Annotated in this window: 11 protein-coding genes; 8 read left to right on the top strand and 3 right to left on the bottom strand. The window is 66.9% G+C overall.

The genetic code is table 11. The features are described 5' to 3' along the window. Positions 1–139 precede the first annotated feature (139 nt). Positions 140–904 (bottom strand): histidine utilization transcriptional repressor HutC, encoded by a 765-nt coding sequence (hutC, locus tag H3H39_RS14480; RefSeq protein ID WP_182154079.1) that lies wholly within the window; start codon positions 902–904, stop codon positions 140–142. A gap of 132 nt (positions 905–1036) precedes the next feature. On the opposite strand from hutC, the gene ada reads away from it, so the two are divergent. Beyond that, positions 1037–2140: a bifunctional DNA-binding transcriptional regulator/O6-methylguanine-DNA methyltransferase Ada gene (gene ada, locus H3H39_RS14475; RefSeq protein ID WP_182154078.1), complete on the top strand. Its 1104-nt coding sequence runs from the start codon at positions 1037–1039 to the stop codon at positions 2138–2140. A 145-nt stretch (positions 2141–2285) separates the two neighbouring features. Then, entirely contained in the window at positions 2286–3071 is a 786-nt protein-coding gene (locus H3H39_RS14470; protein WP_375540430.1) for a 2OG-Fe(II) oxygenase, read from the top strand. Positions 3072–3089: 18 nt separating this feature from the next. Here H3H39_RS14470 and msbA read toward each other — a convergent pair whose 3' ends face one another. Beyond that, entirely contained in the window at positions 3090–4922 is a 1833-nt protein-coding gene (msbA, locus tag H3H39_RS14465) for a lipid A export permease/ATP-binding protein MsbA (protein WP_182154077.1), read from the bottom strand. Positions 4923–5176: 254 nt separating this feature from the next. Here msbA and H3H39_RS14460 point away from each other — a divergent pair, with 254 nt between their 5' ends. From H3H39_RS14460 to H3H39_RS14450, 3 genes are all read left to right on the top strand, one after another. Continuing rightward, the gene (locus tag H3H39_RS14460) at positions 5177–5587 is read left to right on the top strand and encodes a type 2 periplasmic-binding domain-containing protein (protein WP_229218036.1); all 411 of its coding nucleotides are present in this window, start codon (positions 5177–5179) and stop codon (positions 5585–5587) included. Positions 5588–5616: 29 nt separating this feature from the next. Further along, positions 5617–6786 carry a hypothetical protein gene (locus H3H39_RS14455; RefSeq protein WP_182154076.1) on the top strand — a complete coding sequence of 390 codons (1170 nt, stop codon included), beginning with the start codon at positions 5617–5619 and terminating at the stop codon, positions 6784–6786. A gap of 237 nt (positions 6787–7023) precedes the next feature. Beyond that, positions 7024–8412 (top strand): FAD-binding oxidoreductase, encoded by a 1389-nt coding sequence (locus H3H39_RS14450; protein ID WP_182154075.1) that lies wholly within the window; start codon positions 7024–7026, stop codon positions 8410–8412. Between the two features lie 42 nt (positions 8413–8454). Here the strand turns inward: H3H39_RS14450 and H3H39_RS14445 are convergent, their stop codons facing one another. Next, on the bottom strand, positions 8455–10587 hold the full coding sequence (locus H3H39_RS14445) for a sensor domain-containing diguanylate cyclase (protein ID WP_182154074.1): 2133 nt from the start codon (positions 10585–10587) through the stop codon (positions 8455–8457). A 65-nt stretch (positions 10588–10652) separates the two neighbouring features. Here H3H39_RS14445 and H3H39_RS14440 point away from each other — a divergent pair, with 65 nt between their 5' ends. The 3 genes from H3H39_RS14440 to hutH all read left to right on the top strand — a co-directional run bounded on the left by H3H39_RS14440 (position 10653) and on the right by hutH (position 14448). Then, positions 10653–10832, top strand: a complete 180-nt coding sequence (locus H3H39_RS14440) for a hypothetical protein (protein ID WP_182154073.1) — start codon at positions 10653–10655, stop codon at positions 10830–10832. A gap of 237 nt (positions 10833–11069) precedes the next feature. Continuing rightward, on the top strand, positions 11070–12782 hold the full coding sequence (gene hutU / locus H3H39_RS14435; RefSeq protein WP_182154072.1) for a urocanate hydratase: 1713 nt from the start codon (positions 11070–11072) through the stop codon (positions 12780–12782). 103 nt (positions 12783–12885) lie between these two features. After that, positions 12886–14448: a histidine ammonia-lyase gene (gene hutH / locus H3H39_RS14430; RefSeq protein WP_182154071.1), complete on the top strand. Its 1563-nt coding sequence runs from the start codon at positions 12886–12888 to the stop codon at positions 14446–14448. Positions 14449–14482: the final 34 nt, after the last annotated feature.

Genomic DNA, 14482 nt, shown 5'->3' with positions numbered 1-14482 from the left:
GTCATTACAGGCGTTCCGGTGACAATCGGTGAGAATGTGCGGGCGAAAAAGTGCTAGGCGGGATGGCGGGACGGGGCGCCGCGCCGGCCCGGCGCGCGATGAAATAAAATTTCATTTCGCAGCCGGAAATGAAATTTTATTACGCGAAGCTGCCGGCGAACTGGTAGCGGTGACCCGGATGCCACATGGTGGCCAGCGACGCCACCATGCCGGCCGAATGGGTCTGCCGTTTCAGCACCAGGCAGGGCTGGCGGGTGTCGATGGCCAGCATCTCGGCGATCTCGCGCGGCGGCGCCAGCGCTTCGATGCTGTAGGTGGCGCCCTGCAAGGGGGCGGCTGCCATCAGGTATTCATTGGGGGTGAGGTGGCTGAAATCCTGTTCCATGTAATCTGGCGCGCACAGCGGATTGACCCAGCGGTCCTCGACCTGGATCGGTACCCCGTTCTCGAAGTGGACGATGACGGAGTGGAACAGCTGGTGGCCGGGCGGCAGGTCGAACTGCTTGGCCAGCAACTCGCCGGCCTTGCCCCGTTCCAGCAGGCGTAAATTGGAACGGTGCACGTGGCCGCGCGCGCGCACTTCGTCGGCGATGCTTTTGATTTCCAGCAGGGTGGCCTGGTACTTCTGCTGCGCCACGTAGGTGCCGGCGCCCTGGCGGCGGGTGAGCACCTGTTCGGCCGTCAGCTCGCGCACGGCGCGGTTGACGGTCATGCGCGAGACGCCGAACTGGCGCGTGAGCGCTTGCTCGGACGGGATCACATCGCCTTCCTTCCACGTGCCGGCGGCGATCTGGGCCAGCAGGTAATCCTTGATGCGCTGGAAAATCGGGGTGTTTTCTTGCGGGGCTGACTGGTCCAAACGGCTTCTCCGTAGGCCGGCCTGGGCTGGACGGCGCGCTGCCATTTTAGCATTTTGACGAGGTCTGCCGTAAGCCCCGGGGGGGCGCCAGCGCCAATTCAAAAGCAAGTGCCGGAGTGCGGGGCTGCGCGGCGGCCACTAACATGGCATCATCCATCATCATTCCACGGAGCGGCCATGAGCCAGACCCCTTACGCCAGCGATGAACAGCGCTGGGCAGCCGTACAACAGCGCGACGCCAACGCCGACGGCGTGTTCTATTACTCGGTGCGCAGCACGGGCGTGTACTGCCGCCCCTCGTGCGGCGCGCGCGCGGCCCTGCGGCGCAATGTGGCCTTCCACGACAGCCGCGAGGCGGCCGAGCAGGCCGGGTTCCGGCCCTGCCTGCGCTGCAAGCCAGACCAGCCGCCATTGGCCGAGCGCCAGCGCGCGCTGGTGGCCCAGGCCTGCCGGCTGATCGCGGCGGCCGGGCAGGTGCCCGACCTCGACACGCTGGCCGCCGCCGTGGGCGTGAGCCGCTTCCACTTCCACCGCCTGTTCAAGGCCCACACGGGCATCACGCCCAAGGCGTACGCGGCGGCCGAACGGACGCGCCGCTTGCAGGACGGACTGGCGGCCGCGCCGTCCGTGACGGACGCCATCTACGCGGCCGGTTTCAATTCCAGCGGCCGCTTCTACGCCCAGTCGCCCGGCGTGCTGGGCATGACGCCGCGCGCGTTCCGGGCCGGCGGCAGCGGCGCGGCGATCCGTTTCGCCATCGGCGCCAGCACGCTGGGCGCGATCCTGGTGGCCAGCACGGAGCGGGGCATCTGCGCCATCCTGATGGGCGATGATCCGGACGCCCTGGCGCGCGACCTGCAGGACCGCTTCCCCCACGCCGAGCTGCTGGGCGCCGAACCGGATTACGAGCAGGTGGTCGCGCGCGTGGTGGCCATGGTGGAGGCGCCCGGCATCGGCCTGGACTTGCCGCTGGACGTGCGCGGCACGGCGTTCCAGCAGCGCGTGTGGCAGGCCTTGCGCGCCATCCCGGCCGGCAGCACCGTCAGCTACGCGGAACTGGCCGAACGGGTGGGCTTGCCGAATGGCGCGCGGGCCGTGGCGGGCGCCTGCGCGGCCAATGCGCTGGCGGTGGCCGTGCCGTGCCATCGCGTGGTGCGCAATGACGGTGCACTGTCCGGCTACCGCTGGGGCGTGGAGCGCAAGGCGGCCTTGCTGGAGCGGGAAGGCGCGCAGTGCGGCGCGGTGGAACAACAGGAGGAAGTACTCAGTGAAGAACGGTGAACTTGATTTCGGCGCCGGCGCGCCGCCGCGCCAGCCGCGCAAGACGGCGCCTGGACTGGCGGTGCCGCCGGCCGGCGCAAGCGGCACGGCTGATGGTGCGCGTGTGGGCGCCGGTGCAGGGGCGGGCGCGGGTGGGATTGTGGGCGTGGACGCCGCGGCGGACGCCGGCGCCGCCGAGCAGGCGGCCCGCCAGGCCGCCGCGCGGCGCGCGATCGGCGCGGCGGTGGGTATCGCCACCCACGTGGCGGGGCTGGACTGGCAAGCCATCGCCGAGGAACTGGACATGAACGGTTACGCCGTCGTGCCGGGCATGCTGACGGCCGACGAGTGCGCGGCCATGGCGGTTCAGTACGACCATGGAGACTTGTTCCGCAGCCGCATCGTGATGGCGCAGCATGGCTTTGGCAGTGGCGAGTACCAGTACTTTCGCTATCCGCTGCCGTCCACGGTGGCGGCGCTGCGCCAGGCCCTGTATGGGCCGCTGGCCGCCATCGCCAACCGCTGGCACGAGCTGCTGGCGATGGACGCCCGCTTCCCGGCCGACCATGCGGAATTCCTGGCGCGCTGCCATGCGGCCGGCCAGCAGCGGCCCACGCCGCTGTTGCTGCGCTACCGTCCCGGCGACTACAACTGCCTGCATCAGGATTTATACGGCGAGCACGTATTCCCGTTGCAGGCGGCCGTGCTGCTGTCGCAACCGGGAGTGGATTTCGAAGGCGGGGAATTCGTGCTGACGGAACAGCGCCCGCGTCAGCAGTCGCGGGTGGAGGTGGTGCCGCTGGCGCGCGGCGACATGGTGATCTTCCCCGTGTTCCAGCGTCCGGCCCAGGGCGTGCGCGGCGTGTACCGGGCCGGCATGCGGCATGGGGTGAGCCGGCTCAGGTCAGGATCGCGCCACACGCTGGGACTGATTTTTCACGACGCCACGTAAGCGGCGCCGGACGTTCAATCACGACGCCGTCTGCACGCTCTTTTGGGTCTGGTACAGGCGCGCATACAGCCCGCCCTGCGCCAGCAGCGCGTCGTGGCTGCCCATTTCCGCGATGCGGCCGGCATCCATGACGACGATGCGGTCGGCGTTCTCGATGGTCGACAGCCGGTGCGCGATGACGACCGTAGTGCGGCCGCGCATCAGCACTTCCAGCGCCGCCTGCACCAGGCGCTCCGATTCCGTATCCAGTGCGCTGGTGGCTTCGTCCAGGATCAGGATGGGCGCATCCTTGTACAGCGCGCGGGCGATGGCCAGCCGCTGGCGCTGGCCGCCTGACAGCCGCAAGCCATTCTCGCCAACTGAAGTCTGATAACCCTGCGGCTGGCGCATGATGAACTCGTGCGCGTGCGCGGCGCGCGCGGCCGCCTCGATGCGCTCGGCCGACGGCGCCGGGTCGCCATAGGCGATGTTGGCGGCCAACGTGTCGTTGAACAGCACCACGTCCTGGCTCACCAGCGCGATCTGCTGGCGCAATGCCTCCAGGCTGTAGTCGCGCAAGTCCACGCCATCGAGCGTGATACGGCCGTCGCTCACATCATAGAAGCGGGGCAGCAGCCCGGCCAGCGTGGTCTTGCCGCTGCCGGAGCTGCCCACCAGGGCCACCGTCTCGCCGGCGGCGATGGCTAGCGACACGCCATCGAGCGCGGGACGGGCCTCGGCGTCGTCCGGGCGATAGTGGAAGCTGACCTGTTCCAGCGCCAGCCGGCCGGCCGCCCGTTCGATGGCGTGCTGGCCGCCATCGGGTTCGGAGGCCGTGTCGATCAGGCCGAACACGGATTCGGCGGCGGCCAGGCCGCGCTGCATCGGTTCGTTGATCTTGGTGAGGTTCTTGATGGGCGACTGCATGGCCATCAACGATCCCATGAAGGCCACGAAGGCGCCCGGCGACAGCGCGCCGGCCTGGGCCCGCAGCAGCGCGAAGTAGATCACGGACGACAGGGTGATCCCCACCAGCAGCATGATGGCGGCCGAGTTCATGGCGGCCGTGGAGGCGTGCTTGACGGCCAGCTGGCGATTGAGCTTGACCACGCGGTCGAAGCGGCGCTGTTCGTACTGCTGGCCGCCGAAGATCTTCACCACGCGCTGGCCGCTGATGCTCTCGTCGAGCACATTGGTCAACTCGCCCATGGCTTGCTGGGCGCTCTGGCTCAGGTGGCGCATGCGGCGCCCGGCGAAGGTGACGATCAACGCCACCAGCGGCAACAGGCCGAGGCAGAACACGGCCAGTTGCCAGTCGATGGAAAACAGCGAGATCAGATAACCGACCGTGGCCACCGAGTCGCGCACGGCCACGTTGATCACGTTCAGGCCGGCCTGGGCCACCTGGCTGGCGTCGAACGCCACGCGCGACAGGGTGGTGCCGGTGGAGGTGCCGTCGAAATAGCGGTTGGGCAGGCGCAGGATGCGGGCGAACATGGTTTCGCGCAGATTGGCCTGGACCCGGCTCGACAGCCAGGCGGCACCATATTCTCCCGCGAAGCTGGCCAGCATGCGCACCACGGCCAGGCTGACGATGATGGCGGGGATGGTCCACAGCGCGGCGCGGGTGGGGGCGTGCGGCAGCAGTACCCCCAGCAGATCCTGCATGGCGCCCAGCAGGCCGGTGGCCGGGCCGGCGCTGCGCGTCAGGCTGCTGGCCGGGGCCAGCGCGTCCACCACGTTCTGCAACTGGCGGATCAGCAGCACGTCGGTGGCCGAGGCCACGCCCACGGCCGTCAGGGTGGCGACGGCGATCCAGGCGTAAGGACGGAACTGGCGCAGCAGGCGCAGGTAGAGGAGTCGGCTGTTCACTATGGTGTGCGATGGACGGCGAAGGCGACATTGTACCTGTAACGGCGGCCACGGCAGGCCGGTACGGCAGGCGGTGCGGGGGCAGGACGCGATGTTGCGCGCATGAAACACCTTGCATGCCGTAAGTCAATTCTCGCCAAATACCACTCGCGTCGTGAAACGGCCTGACGTTAGACTGAAATCGACCCGGCGTGCTGGCACAACGCGCCACGGGCTTTACTTCGCAGGCTGTTGCCACGACAACAGGAGGCTAGATGAAAGCACAGACACAGTGGGCGGCCGCGGCGCTGCTGCTGGCGGCCATGGCGGCCCCGGCGCGGGCGGAGCTGGTCATCATCGTCAACCCGCAAAATGCCGCCACCCGCATGTTCCCGTCGCAGGCGGCCCAGTTCTTCCTGGGCGGATCGGTGTTGTTCACGCCCATCGAGCAGGCCGAAGGTTCGCCGATCCGGGCCGAATTCACCAAGAAGGTGCTGGAGAAGACGCCGGCCCAGGTGGAGGCCATCTGGTCCAAGATCGTGTTCACTGCCAAGGGCAAGCCGCCCAAGGAATGCAAGTCCAGCGCCGAAGTGAAGAAGGCGGTGGCCGACAATGTGAACGCCATCGGCTATATCGAAAAAGCGGCCGTCGATGATACCGTGAAGGTCATCGCCACCGTACCTTGAACGCCCCGTCCTGAACTGGAGATAGCTCGATGAAAAAAAATATCATGGCTTGGGCGCTCGCGTTGCTGGCATCCGGCAGCGCCGCCGCCATCGACCTCAGCGACGACGGCTCGCTGAAACTGACCGGCTTCTACAACCTCACCGGCGCCAAGGTGCTGAGCGGCTCGGCCCAGGGCAGCAGCGCGCCGTGGACCTACCAGCAATGGAAGTGCCCGTGCACGGTGCAGGGCTGGGAATACGCCTCCGTCTACGAGAAAAGCGAAGGCTGGCAGTTCGACCGCGAATCGCTGGTGGGCTTCCAGTTGAAGAAGGAATTCTCGCCCACGCTGTCGGCCACGGCCCAGGTGCTGGTGCGCGCCAACAATCCCAACCGCGGCTCGCGGCCCACGCTGGACTGGGCCTATGTGACGTGGCAACCGTCGGCCGATTCGGCCTGGACGGTGCAGGCCGGCCAGTTCCGCATCCCGCTTTACTACTACAGCGACTACCTGTACATCGGCTACGCCTACCCCTGGGTGCGGCCGGCGCCGGACGTGTATGGCTGGCCGATCTACGCCTACCAGGGCGCCAACGTCACCTATCGCACGCAACTGGGCGCGACCGACTGGGCCGGCACCTTCCACGTGTGGGGCGGCGGCTACACCCAGCACAACGACGCCTACGACACCAAGATCTATTACACCACGCCGACCCATGAATCGTGGAAGGACATGGTGGGCGGCTACGTGTCGGCCAACAATGGCGTGTTCGACGTGCGCGGCATGATGATGTGGTACAAGGACACCACCTGGCAGGACGCGCCCGGTGGCGGCCGCACCACGCTGGTGGACGCGCAGGGCACGCGCATCATGGGCATCTCGGCCAACATGGATTACAAGGATTGGCTGATCAAGTCGGAGCTGGACCGCTACGAGCAGGTGGATGACGCCAAGGGTATCAACAACGTCTACAAGTACGCGCTGATCGGGGTCGGCTACCAGTATGGCGAATGGACGCCCATGTACACTTTCTCGCGCTACACCACGGTGACTGAGCCGATCGAGGCGCGCAACACCCAGTACCTGTCGCTGCGCTGGGACTTCCGCAAGAACATGGCGCTCAAGGCCCAGTACGACGTCAGCAAGGACAAATCGCACTATGCCTATCCGTTCTTCGGCGACTCCAAGCTGATTTCCATTTCGCTGCAAGGCTTGTTCTAGTTCTCGCTCCCGCTCCCGCCAACACACGCCGCACGTTCCCTCGGGGCCGTGCGGCGTTCTGCATTGAGCACCGGCAACGCGCATGGCCGGATCGCGCAGAGCCCCCCGCGCTTCGCTTGCATGTCGCCGCCGCTTGCCTATGATGAAAAGTGGCTCCGGAGCGTGTGATCACCGTACCGGGCTGTGTGGCCCGAAGCAATAATCCGGCGCTTGGACAACAAAAAGCGGAGGTGGGGAATGAATACAGTGACGACCGGCGCGGTCGACAATCTGCGCGCCAGCCTCAGGGGGCAATTGCTGCAGCCGGCCGACGCCGGCTACGACGCGGCCCGCACCATCTGGAACGCCATGATAGACCGGCGCCCAGCCTACATCGTCCGTTGCGCGGGCGCGGCCGACGTGCTGGCCGCCGTGACTTTTGCCCGCGACCATGGGCTGCGGCTGGCCGTGCGCGGCGGCGGCCACAACATCGCCGGCAGCGCCCTGTGCGACGACGGCCTGGTGATCGACCTGTCGGCCATGCGCTCGGTGCGCGTCGATCCCTTGCAACGGCGGGCCTGGGTGGCGGGCGGCGCCACGCTGGGCGACTTTGACCACGAGGCGCAGGCGTTTGGCCTGGCCACTCCGCTGGGCATCAATTCCACCACCGGCGTGGCGGGGCTGACGCTGGGCGGCGGCTTCGGCTGGCTCAGCCGCACGCGCGGGCTGGCCGTGGACAATCTGCTGGCGGCCGATATCGTCACCGCCGACGGCAAGCTGTTGCACGTCAACGCTTCCGACCATCCCGACCTGTTCTGGGCCATCCGTGGTGGCGGCGGCAACTTCGGCGTGGTGACCAGTTTCGAATTCCTGCTGCATCCGGTGGGGCCGCAAGTGAGCGCCGGCCTGATCGTGTTTCCCCATGCGCAGGCCAAGAGCGTGCTGACCCAGTACCGCGATCTGGTCGACCGCCTGCCGGAAGAACTGACCGTGTGGGCCGTGTTGCGCAAGGCGCCACCGCTGCCGTTCCTGCCGGCCACGGCGCACGGCGCCGACATGGTGGCGCTGGCCGTGTTCTCGCCGCTGCCGATGGCCGAACTGAAGGACGCGCTCGACATCATGCGGGGCTTCGGCCAGCCGCTCGGCGAACACCTGGGCGCCATGCCCTACACGGCCTGGCAGCAGATGTTCGATCCGTTGCTGGCGCCGGGCGCCCGCAATTACTGGAAGTCGCACAATTTCACCCAGCTTGGCGACGAGGCGATCGACACCGTGGTGCGCTACGCGGGCAACCTGCCATCGCCGCAGTGCGAAATCTTCCTGGGCCTGCTGGGTGGCAGGGCCAGCGCGCCGGCGCCCGATGCCACCGCCTATCCGCACCGCGACGCGCTGTATGCGATGAACGTCCATACGCGCTGGGAAAATCCGGCCGAGGACACACCCTGCATCGCGTGGGCGCGCGAGTTCTTCCGCGCCTCGGCGCCGTATGCGTCGGGCAGCGTGTACGTCAACTTCCTGACCCAGGACGAGGGTGAGCGCGTGGTCGACGCCTATGGCCCCAACTTAGCGCGGCTGGCCCGCATCAAGGCCCAGTACGACCCGGATAATTTGTTCCGCAACAACCAGAACATCCGGCCCGCGTCCTAGCCTGCGCCGCCCGGCCCCGGCCGGGCGGCGGCCCCGGTACGGTCAGTCCGCGGCGTAGAAGCGGAACTTGTTCTTGCCCATCTGCTTGGCCTGGAACATGGCCTGGTCCGCGTGGCGCAGCAGGCTGTCCGGCTCGCCGTTATCGTGCGGATAGTGCGTCACGCCGACGCTGCAGGACACCGTCACCTGCTTGCCGCCGATGTCGATCGGCTGCCGCACCCGTTCGAGGATGCGGTGCAGCGATTCCTCGATTTCGTCCAAGTGCTCGATTCCGGGCATCAGGAGCACGAATTCGTCGCCACCGATGCGGGCCACCGTGTCGCTGGCGCGCAGGCTGGTGCGCAGGCGCCTGGCGATTTCGATCAGCAGCTTGTCACCGGCCGCATGCCCATGGGTATCGTTGATCGGTTTGAAGCCGTCCAGGTCCAGGTAGCACACGGCGATCTTGCTGCCGGTGCGCTGGGACAGCGCGATGGCCTGATGCATGCGGTCGGTCAACAGGCCCCGGTTCGGGATGCCGGTCAGCTCATCGTAATGGGCCATTTTCTGCAGCCGCGCCTCCAGTTGCTTGGCGCTCGAAATGTCGTAGACGATGCCGTCCCACAGGATGTCGCCATTGTCCATGACGGTGGGCGACGATTCGATGTGCACCCAGTGCGCACGCGCGTCCTCGCACAGGCGGCCCTCCCAGCGGAACGTTTCCAGCGTCTCGCGCACCTGGCCGTTGAGCCGGATAAACCCGTCCAGCTCGGCCGGATGGATGGCCGCGAACGCCGCGTAGGGATCGCGATAGACGACGTCCGCCTCCACTTCCAGCAGCTCGCAAAAGCGCGCACTGACAAAGTCGAACTGGATGCCGTCATCCTGGCGCATCCTGAATTTGTACACGCCGGCCGGCATGCGGGAAATCAGGTTGTTGAGGTCCTTGGTGGTCTGCTGCAAGGCCGCTTCGGCACGCCGCTTCTCCGTCACGTCCTCGACGATGGACCAGATATAGCCCTGGCCGTCCGCCCCATGCAGCAGCACGCCGTTGAGATTGATGGGGACCAGGGTGCCATCCTTGCGGCGGTATTCTTTCCGGTACGGCCCGTAATGGCCGCGACGCTGGAGCGACTCCAGCTGCTGGGCCTCATCGGCCTCATATTGTTTGGGGGTCAGGGTCCAGTAGTCGATGGCCTTGAGCTCATCTTCGGGGTAACCGCTGATGGCGCGGAACGCTTCGTTGAAATCGATAAAGTGGCCGTTCATGTCGGTCAGGGCGATGCCCAGCGGCGACAATTCGTACAGTCCGCGCAGTTTCTGTTCGCTGGCGCGCAGCGTCGCCTCCATGCGTAGCCGTTCGGCCTGCAGGGCCGTGACCAGCAGGCCGGTCAGGACCGTGATGGCCATATAGCTCCACAGCAAAACCAGGCTGACTTGGGCGTCTGGCACGAAGAAGGTGCCGTGCCCGGTGGCCGTACCCCACGCTGCCAGGACGGAAAATCCCAGGCCGGCCAGGGCCGCGCCGACGATCCCGAAACGCACGGCCGCCCATGCCAGCAGGGGCAGCGTGGTAAAGGCCAGCGGCAAGGTGTGGCCCAGGTGCGCATAATCGTGGATGAAGGCCAGCCAGGCCACGACCGAGGCGGCTGCCAGCCACAGCAGCAGTTCGCCAGGGGTGCGGCCCAGCATGCGGGCGTTGGCGCGTGTCAGGTTCAGCACGAGCGGGGCCGCCAGCAGCACGCCGACGGTGTCGCCCATCCACCATGCCAGCAGGGCAAAACCTGCCGACGGCGCTGGCATCAGGTCCGCCAGCACCAGGCTCGCCACGCCGCACAGGGCCGATATGGCCATGCCGCCACCGGCCGCCAGCACGAAGTAACCGACGTCGCGCTGGCGCTCGAAGCCCGGCAGGAATCCCAGCCGCCGGAGCCAGCCGGCCGTCAGCGCCGGGCCCAGGGTATTGCCGATGGCGATAGCGGCGGCCAGCGTGACGGGGGAGCCGATCGACAGGTTGACCAGGAAGGCGCCGAGATATACCCCTGGCAGTACCGCTTTGCCCCAGCGTAGCAGGGCCGCCACGGCAATGCCGGTGGGCAGCCAGACCAGCGTGATGTGGGAACCGACGTAGGGAATACGTAGGCCCAGCCAGCCGGTGGCAAAGTAGGTCAAGGTGAGCAGAGCAAGCCTGTACATGAGTTGGCGCATAACTGACAGTATTTTCTTGATGTTGGAACTGCACCTGGTGTCGGCGCCGTCACTTGCACAAGCCAGAATGGGGGTTGGATTCGGGCGGCAAAAATGTGACGGCAATGCGGACTGGCGCTGGCGATGTGGCGGCCGTGGTGTTGTCACCTGGCGTTGCTAGTGCCGAAAGGCAGTGGCAACGCGCCGGCGCCATCGCAGGAAAAACGCTGGATCAGGACATGCTGGCGGGCTGAGAAATACCTGGCGGAGTCGCGGCATAGGTTGGCATTCCTCTACTTATTGCTATCAGTATATAAATTTGGTCGTGAAGAAAACTTGATTCCGATCAAATTCTATCCAATTATCACACTTCCAGGCCGGCAGCGAAAAACCGGTTGACTTAGTTGTATAGACAACTTATGCTTCAATCATGCACAGGCTGTGCGTGGAGTGTCGCGCCCGGCCGCCCCCAACCACCTTGAGGAGCCACCATGACCACCCCATCGACCGCCCTGGACAACGATCCCCGCTACGACGCCAGCCGTGACATCCGCGCCCCGCGCGGCCCGGAGCGCACCTGCAAGAGCTGGGGCGCGGAAGCGGCCTATCGCATGATCCAGAACAACCTGGACAAGGAAGTGGCGGAGAATCCCAAGCATCTGGTGGTGTATGGCGGCATCGGCCGCGCGGCCCGCAACTGGGCTTGCTACGACCAGATCCTGGCCTCGCTGCGCGAGCTGGAGGACAACCAGACCTTGCTGATCCAGTCCGGCAAGCCGGTGGGCGTGTTCCAGACCCACGAGGACGCGCCGCGTGTGTTGATCGCCAATTCCAACCTGGTGCCCAAGTGGGCCAACTGGGAACACTTCAATGAGCTGGACCGCAAGGGCCTGTTCATGTACGGCCAGATGACGGCCGGCAGCTGGATCTACATCGGCACCCAGGGCATCGTGCAGGGCACTTACGAGACGTTCGCGGAAGCGGGCCGCCAGCACTTCGGCGGCGACATGAAGGGCCGCTGGATCCTGACGGCGGGCCTGGGCGGCATGGGCGGCGCCCAGCCGCTGGCCGCCACCATGGCCGGCGCCGTGTCGCTCAACGTGGAATGCCAGCAGAGCAGCATCGACTTCCGCCTGCGCACCCGCTATCTGGACAAGCAGGCCGCCAGCATCGACGAGGCGCTGGAGCTGATCAAGCACCACACGGCGCGCGGCGACGCGATCTCCATCGGCCTGCTGGGCAACGCGGCCGAAGTGCTGCCGGAACTGGTGCGCCGTGCCAAGGCAGGCGGCTTGGTTCCGGACATGGTGACGGACCAGACGTCCGCCCACGATTTGATCAACGGCTACCTGCCGCGCGGCTGGAGCGTGGCCGACTGGAAGAGCGCGCAGCAAGACCCGGAACGCCACGCGCGCCTGCAGGCCGCCGCCGCCGATTCCTGCGCCGCCCACGTACAAGCCATGCTGGAGTTCCAGGCGCTGGGCGCCAAGGTGGTCGATTACGGCAACAACATCCGCCAGGTCGCGTTTGACCAGGGCGTGAAAAACGCGTTCGACTTCCCCGGCTTCGTGCCGGCCTACATCCGTCCCCAGTTCTGCGAGGGGCGCGGTCCGTTCCGCTGGGTGGCGCTGTCGGGCGATCCGGAGGATATCTACAAGACCGACGCCAAGATCAAGGAGCTGTTCCCGCACCACGCGCAAGTGCACCGCTGGCTGGACATGGCGCGCGAGCGCATCGCCTTCCAGGGGCTGCCGGCGCGTATCTGCTGGCTGGGCCTGGGCGAGCGCCATATCGCCGGCCTGGCGTTCAACGAGATGGTGCGCAAGGGTGAGCTGAAGGCGCCTATCGTGATCGGCCGCGACCACCTGGACACGGGTTCCGTGGCCAGCCCCAATCGCGAAACGGAAAGCATGATGGATGGCACGGACGCCGTGTCCGACTGGCCGCTCCTGAACGCGCTGCTCAACACGGCCGGCGGCGCCACCTGGGTGTCGCTGCACCACGGCGGCGGCGTGGGCATGGGATACTCGCAGCATTCCGGCGTGGTGATCGTGGCCGACGGCACGGACGCCGCCGCGCGCCGCCTGGGCCGGGTGCTGGTCAACGACTGCGGCTCGGGCGTGATGCGCCATGCCGACGCGGGCTACGAGACGGCCATCGCCTGCGCCAAGCGCAATGGCCTCAACCTGCCTATGGTCCTGTAGGACGGGAGTTCGCCCTTGCAAGGGCGAACCGCTGCGCGGGCAGGCGGCATGCCGCCTGAATTCCCCGCTTCGCCTATGATCAAATAATTCAGAGAGCACTACGATGAAACAAGCACAGAAAAACGCATGGACCCTCAAGCCGGGCAAGATCACCCTGTCCGAACTGCGGACCGTGTGGAACGACGCCGGCCGCCTGACGCTGGCGGCCGAAGCCTATCCCGTGATCGAGGCCTCGGCCGCCGCCGTGCAGGCCATCGTCGCCAAGGGTGACGCGGCCTACGGTATCAACACCGGTTTCGGCCTGCTGGCCAAGACCCGCATCCCGGACGAGAAGCTGGAGCAGTTGCAGCGCAACCTGATCCTGTCCCATTCCGTGGGCACGGGCGCGCTGCTGTCGGACGGCGTGGTGCGGCTGGTGATGCTGATGAAGATCGGCAGCCTGGCGCGCGGCTACTCGGGCGTGCGTCCGCTGATCGTCGATACCCTGATCGCGCTGTACAACGCCGGCATCATGCCGGCCATTCCGGCCAAGGGTTCGGTGGGCGCCTCGGGCGACCTGGCGCCGCTGTCGCACATGACGCTGGCCATGCTGGGCGTGGGCGAAGTGCGCGTGAACGGTGAGCTGATGCAGGCCGCCGACGCGCTCAAGGCCGCCGGCATCGCGCCGGTGGTGCTGGCCGCCAAGGAAGGGCTGGCGCTGATTAACGGCACCCAAGTGTCGAACGCGCTGGCGCTGCATGGCCTGTTCATGGCCGAACGCCTGCTGGAAGCGGCCATGGTGACCGGTTCGCTGTCGCTGGACGCGGCCAAGGGCAGCGATTCGCCGTTCGACGCGCGCGTGCACGAGGTGCGCGGCCAGCCGGGCCAGATCGCCGCCGCCGCCATCTACCGCCAGCTGGTGACGGGCAGCGCGATCCGCGCCTCGCACCTGGTGGGCGACGAGCGCGTGCAGGACCCATACTGCCTGCGCTGCCAGCCGCAAGTGATGGGCGCCTGCATGGATCTGATCGGCAACGCCGCGCGCACCCTGCTGATCGAAGCGAACGCCGTGACCGACAATCCGCTGATCTTCCAGGACGCCGCCGGCGGCCTGCCCAACATCGTCTCGGGCGGTAACTTCCACGCCGAGCCGGTGGCCTTCGCGGCCGACACGCTGGCGCTGGCCATCGCGGAAATCGGCAGCATCTCCGAGCGCCGTATTTCGCTGCTGATCGACGCCACCTTGTCCGGCCTGCCGCCGTTCCTGGTGCGCGACCCCGGCGTCAACTCCGGCTTCATGATCGCCCATGTGACGGCGGCCGCGCTGGCGTCGGAAAACAAGTCGCTGGCCCATCCGGCCAGCGTGGACACGATCCCCACCTCGGCCAACCAGGAGGACCATGTGAGCATGGCCACCTTCGGCGCGCGCCGGCTGGACGACATGGCCCACAACACGGCTGCCATCGTCGGCATCGAACTGCTGGCGGCGGCGCAGGGCATCGACTTCCACCGTCCGCTGCGCACGTCGCCGCAACTGGAGCACGTGCATGCGCAACTGCGCCAGCAAGTGCCGTTCTTCGACGCCGACCGCTTCTTCGCGCCCGATATCGAGGCCGCCAAGCAGATGGTGTTGAAAGGTGAACTGAGCGCGTCGTGCAAGAACCTGTTCGCGCCGCTGCATCCCTGATGACGGCGGGCCGGCAGGAAAAATTGGAGAGATG

The organism is Rugamonas apoptosis, assembly GCF_014042355.1.
GTDB lineage: Bacteria > Pseudomonadota > Gammaproteobacteria > Burkholderiales > Burkholderiaceae_D > Rugamonas > Rugamonas apoptosis.
This window is presented reverse-complemented; position numbering and strand designations above follow the sequence as displayed.

Bases quoted from the DNA above. Each gene is read 5' to 3' on its own strand.
- hutC (WP_182154079.1), bottom strand. From the start codon at position 904: ATGGCAGCGCGCCGTCCAGCCCAGGCCGGCCTACGGAGAAGCCGTTTG.
- H3H39_RS14445 (WP_182154074.1), bottom strand. From the start codon at position 10,587: ATGTACAGGCTTGCTCTGCTCACCTTGACCTACTTTGCCACCGGCTGG.
- ada (WP_182154078.1), top strand. From the start codon at position 1,037: ATGAGCCAGACCCCTTACGCCAGCGATGAACAGCGCTGGGCAGCCGTA.
- H3H39_RS14460 (WP_229218036.1), top strand. From the start codon at position 5,177: ATGAAAGCACAGACACAGTGGGCGGCCGCGGCGCTGCTGCTGGCGGCC.
- hutU (WP_182154072.1), top strand. From the start codon at position 11,070: ATGACCACCCCATCGACCGCCCTGGACAACGATCCCCGCTACGACGCC.
- H3H39_RS14450 (WP_182154075.1), top strand. From the start codon at position 7,024: ATGAATACAGTGACGACCGGCGCGGTCGACAATCTGCGCGCCAGCCTC.
- H3H39_RS14455 (WP_182154076.1), top strand. From the start codon at position 5,617: ATGAAAAAAAATATCATGGCTTGGGCGCTCGCGTTGCTGGCATCCGGC.
- hutH (WP_182154071.1), top strand. From the start codon at position 12,886: ATGAAACAAGCACAGAAAAACGCATGGACCCTCAAGCCGGGCAAGATC.